At 68.1% G+C, this 3,856-nt stretch carries 5 protein-coding genes and 1 tRNA gene; 5 read left to right on the forward strand and 1 reads right to left on the reverse strand.

Annotated elements, in window-relative coordinates:
- The 5 genes from A9X04_RS11430 to rplA all read left to right on the forward strand — a co-directional run bounded on the left by A9X04_RS11430 (position 1) and on the right by rplA (position 2,643).
- Positions 1–73: transfer RNA gene (locus A9X04_RS11430), tRNA-Trp, on the forward strand.
- A 94-nt stretch (positions 74–167) separates the two neighbouring features.
- The gene (gene secE / locus A9X04_RS11435; RefSeq protein ID WP_067920376.1) at positions 168–614 is read left to right on the forward strand and encodes a preprotein translocase subunit SecE; all 447 of its coding nucleotides are present in this window, start codon (positions 168–170) and stop codon (positions 612–614) included.
- Between the two features lie 26 nt (positions 615–640).
- The gene (gene nusG, locus A9X04_RS11440; RefSeq protein WP_067920378.1) at positions 641–1,384 is read left to right on the forward strand and encodes a transcription termination/antitermination protein NusG; all 744 of its coding nucleotides are present in this window, start codon (positions 641–643) and stop codon (positions 1,382–1,384) included.
- Between the two features lie 42 nt (positions 1,385–1,426).
- Entirely contained in the window at positions 1,427–1,855 is a 429-nt protein-coding gene (gene rplK / locus A9X04_RS11445; protein ID WP_067211717.1) for a 50S ribosomal protein L11, read from the forward strand.
- Between the two features lie 80 nt (positions 1,856–1,935).
- Positions 1,936–2,643 carry a 50S ribosomal protein L1 gene (rplA, locus tag A9X04_RS11450; RefSeq protein ID WP_067920380.1) on the forward strand — a complete coding sequence of 236 codons (708 nt, stop codon included), beginning with the start codon at positions 1,936–1,938 and terminating at the stop codon, positions 2,641–2,643.
- A gap of 86 nt (positions 2,644–2,729) precedes the next feature.
- Here rplA and A9X04_RS11455 read toward each other — a convergent pair.
- Positions 2,730–3,856: RNA polymerase sigma factor (locus tag A9X04_RS11455; protein WP_067920382.1), on the reverse strand; the 1,127-nt coding region annotated here is incomplete at its 5' end.

Consider the following 3,856-nt stretch of genomic DNA (forward strand, 5'->3'; position numbering starts at 1 on the left):
AGGGGCGTAGCTCAACTGGCAGAGCAGCGGTCTCCAAAACCGCAGGTTGCAGGTTCAAGTCCTGTCGCCCCTGCTGAACACGAAGCCGTGCCATGGTGGACACTGGAAGAATGGCCCACCACGACTGGGGCGGCCCGCGGGACACTAGCAAAACTAAGGAGCATGCGGTGAGCGACGAAGGCGATGCTGCCAACGACGCCACGAGCGAGGTCGCTGACAGGGAGGACGACCGCGCGAGTGGCGGCCGGACCGCTGTGGTGACGCGGCCGCAGCGCCCCACCGGCAAACGATCCCGCCAGCGAGCGGCCGAGACCGGCGAGGACGCCGACGTAGAGTCGGCGGACGAGGTCGAGGCCGCCAAGGAGGACAAGGGCGCCAAGGCCAAGAAGGCCAAAAAGCCGAAGAAGCCCGGGGACCGGTCGGCCAACCCGTTCGTCTTCGTCTACAACTACCTCAAGCAGGTGGTTGCGGAGATGCGGAAGGTTATCTGGCCCAACCGCAAGCAGATGCTCACCTACACATCGGTGGTGCTGGCGTTCCTGGCCTTCATGGTGGCGCTGGTCGGCCTCGCGGATTTCGGCCTCACCAAGCTGGTGCTGCTGGTGTTCGGCTGAGCGAGAGATAGAGAGGACTGAAAACCGTGACTACCTTCGACGGTGACACGTCCGCGGGTGAAGCGGTCGACGTAGAAGAGCGCGCCGAGGCTGCTGAAGCCCCGGAAACCTCAGCGGCCGAGGCTCCCGAGGAGTCGGCCGAGGAGGTCGACCCGGCGGCCGCGCTCAAGGCGGAGCTTCGCAGCAAGCCCGGCGACTGGTACGTCATCCACTCCTATGCGGGCTACGAGAACAAGGTCAAAGCCAACCTCGAGACCCGCGTGCAGAACCTGGACGTCGGCGACTACATCTTCCAGGTCGAGGTGCCCACCGAAGAGGTCACCGAGATCAAGAACGGCCAGCGCAAGCAGGTCAATCGCAAGGTGCTGCCCGGCTACATCCTGGTGCGCATGGATCTGACCGACGACTCGTGGGCCGCGGTGCGCAACACGCCGGGCGTGACCGGGTTCGTCGGCGCGACGTCGCGACCGTCGGCGCTGATGCTCGACGACGTGGTCAAGTTCCTGCTTCCGCGGGGGGCCGCGAAGAAGGCCGCCAAGGGCGCGGCCAGCACCGCGGCCGCCGCCGAGGTGGGTGGCCTGGAGCGGCCGGCCGTCGAGGTGGACTACGAGGTCGGCGAATCGGTGACCGTCATGGACGGACCGTTCGCCACGTTGCCGGCGACCATCAGCGAGGTCAACGGTGAACAGCAGAAGCTCAAGGTGCTGGTGTCGATCTTCGGCCGCGAGACGCCGGTGGAGTTGACGTTCAGCCAAGTTTCGAAGATTTAGCTCGGGCGTCCCGCCCAGTTCAGGAAGGAACACCAACATCTCATGGCCCCGAAGAAGAAAGTCGCTGGGCTGATCAAGCTGCAGATCGTGGCGGGGCAGGCCAACCCTGCGCCGCCGGTCGGACCCGCGCTCGGCCAGCACGGCGTCAACATCATGGAGTTCTGCAAGGCCTACAACGCGGCCACGGAAAGCCAGCGCGGCCAGGTCATCCCGGTGGAGATCACCGTCTACGAGGACCGCAGCTTCACCTTCGCCCTCAAGACGCCGCCCGCCGCCAAGCTGCTACTCAAGGCCGCCGGCGTGGGCAAGGGTTCGGCCGAGCCGCACAAGACCAAGGTCGCCAAGGTGACCTGGGACCAGGTTCGTGAAATCGCCGAGACCAAGAAGACCGATCTCAACGCCAACGACATCGACGCGGCGGCCAAGATCATCGCCGGCACCGCCCGGTCGATGGGGATCACCGTCGAATAGCCGAGCACAGTTCGACCCCGTGGGAGGGCCAGCTTCGGCCCGCTGCTTAACCACGACCCAACACCAGATTGGATGAATCAATGAGCAAGAACAGCAAGGCATATCGCGCCGCCGCCGAGAAGGTGGACCGCAACAGTCTCTACAGCCCGCTGGAGGCGGCCAAGCTCGCCAAGGAGACCGCGTCGGCCAAGCAGGACGCGACGGTCGAGGTGGCGATCCGGCTCGGTGTCGACCCGCGCAAGGCGGACCAGATGGTCCGCGGCACGGTCAACCTGCCGCACGGCACCGGCAAGACCGCCCGCGTCGCGGTGTTCGCCGTCGGCGACAAGGCCGAGCAGGCGCAGGCCGCCGGCGCGGACATCGTCGGCAGCGACGACCTGATCGAGAAGATCCAGGGCGGCTTCCTGGACTTCGACGCCGCGATCGCCACGCCCGATCAGATGGCGAAGGTGGGCCGCATCGCCCGCGTGCTCGGTCCGCGCGGCCTGATGCCCAACCCCAAGACGGGCACCGTCACCCCGGACGTCGCCAAGGCCGTGGCCGACATCAAGGGCGGCAAGATCAACTTCCGCATCGACAAGCAGGCCAACCTGCACTTCGTCATCGGCAAGGCGTCCTTCGACGAGAAGGCCCTCGCGGAGAACTACGGCGCGGCTCTCGACGAGGTGCTGCGGCTCAAGCCGTCCGCCTCGAAGGGTCGCTACCTGAAGAAGATCACCGTGTCGACGACCACGGGCCCGGGCATCCCGGTGGACCCGGCCATCACCCGCAACTTCGCGGAGGCGTAGGCCTCGGCACGCCGAACGTCGACTTGTCGGGCGTTTTCGGCAGTAATCGCCCCGACAAGTCGACGTTCGGCGGCAAAGTAGGGTGGTCACCCGCCGCACTCGGCGATGCGGCGCCGCAGGAACTGCCGACCGGGCTCGGAACCGTTGGCGTCCAGGGCTTCTCGATACCAGGTGAGGGCTTCGGCCGGCCTGCCGGCACGCCGGAGCAGGTCGGCGCGCACCGTCGCGACCAGATTCGAACGGCCCAGCCGGGGGTCGTGCGCCACCTCGTCCAACGCGGCGAGGCCGGCGTCGGGGCCGTCGCGGAAGCCCACCGCCAGCGCGCGGTTGGCCCGCACGACCGGTGAGTCGGTCAGAAGCAGCAGCCGGTCGTAGGCCGCGCAGATGGTGACCCAGTCGGTCTGGTCCCACGACGGCGCCGTCGCGTGCAGCGCGGCGATCACCGCCTGCGGCAGGTAGGGGCCGGTCGAGTCCTCCGCCCGGCGCAGCCGGTCCAGCCCCCGGGCGATGCGGCCGCGGTCCCACCGGCGGCGGTCCTGCTCCTCGAGTGGCACCAGCATCCCGGCGTCGTCGACCCGGGTCCCTCGTCGCGAATCGTGCAGCAGCATCAGGGCGGCCAGCGCGTGGGCCTCGGGCTCGTCCGGCATCAGCGCGCACAACTCACCGGCCAGCCGAATCCCTTCGTCGCACAGTTCGTCGCGGATCGCCGACGGGCCGGCGGTGGACCAGTACCCCTCGGTGAACACCGAGTAGACGCAGGCCAGCACGTGCGGGGTGCGTTCGGGCAGCAGCTCGGCGGGCGGCACCCGCAGCGGGATGTTGGCGTGCCGAATCTTGTTCTTGGCGCGCGTGATTCGCTGGCCGATCGCGGTGTCGGTCTGGAGCAGCGCGCGGGCGATCTCGGCGACCGTCAGCCCCGACACCAGCCGCAGGGTGAGCGCCAGTTGCGATTGACGGTCCAGGGCGGGATGCGCGCAGGTGAACATCATCCGCAGCTCGTCGTCGCGAACGGGAGACGGGTCGGTGTGATCGGTGCGCGCCCGGATTTCGTCGATCATGGCCGCCAATTCCTTTCCTGGACGGACGGATTCGCGGCGCAGACGATCACGCACGCGATTGCGTGCGACCGTCACCAGCCAGCCGCCCGGATTGCCCGGGACACCGTCGCGGCCCCAGCTGCGAAGCGCCTCGGCGCAGGCCTCCTGGACGGCGT

Source organism: Mycobacterium sp. E3247 (genome assembly GCF_001667785.1).
Classification (GTDB): Bacteria; Actinomycetota; Actinomycetes; order Mycobacteriales; family Mycobacteriaceae; genus Mycobacterium.

Excerpts from the sequence above, each read along its gene's own strand:
- rplK (WP_067211717.1), top strand. The coding sequence starts at position 1,427 with ATGGCCCCGAAGAAGAAAGTCGCTGGGCTGATCAAGCTGCAGATCGTG.
- rplA (WP_067920380.1), top strand. The coding sequence starts at position 1,936 with ATGAGCAAGAACAGCAAGGCATATCGCGCCGCCGCCGAGAAGGTGGAC.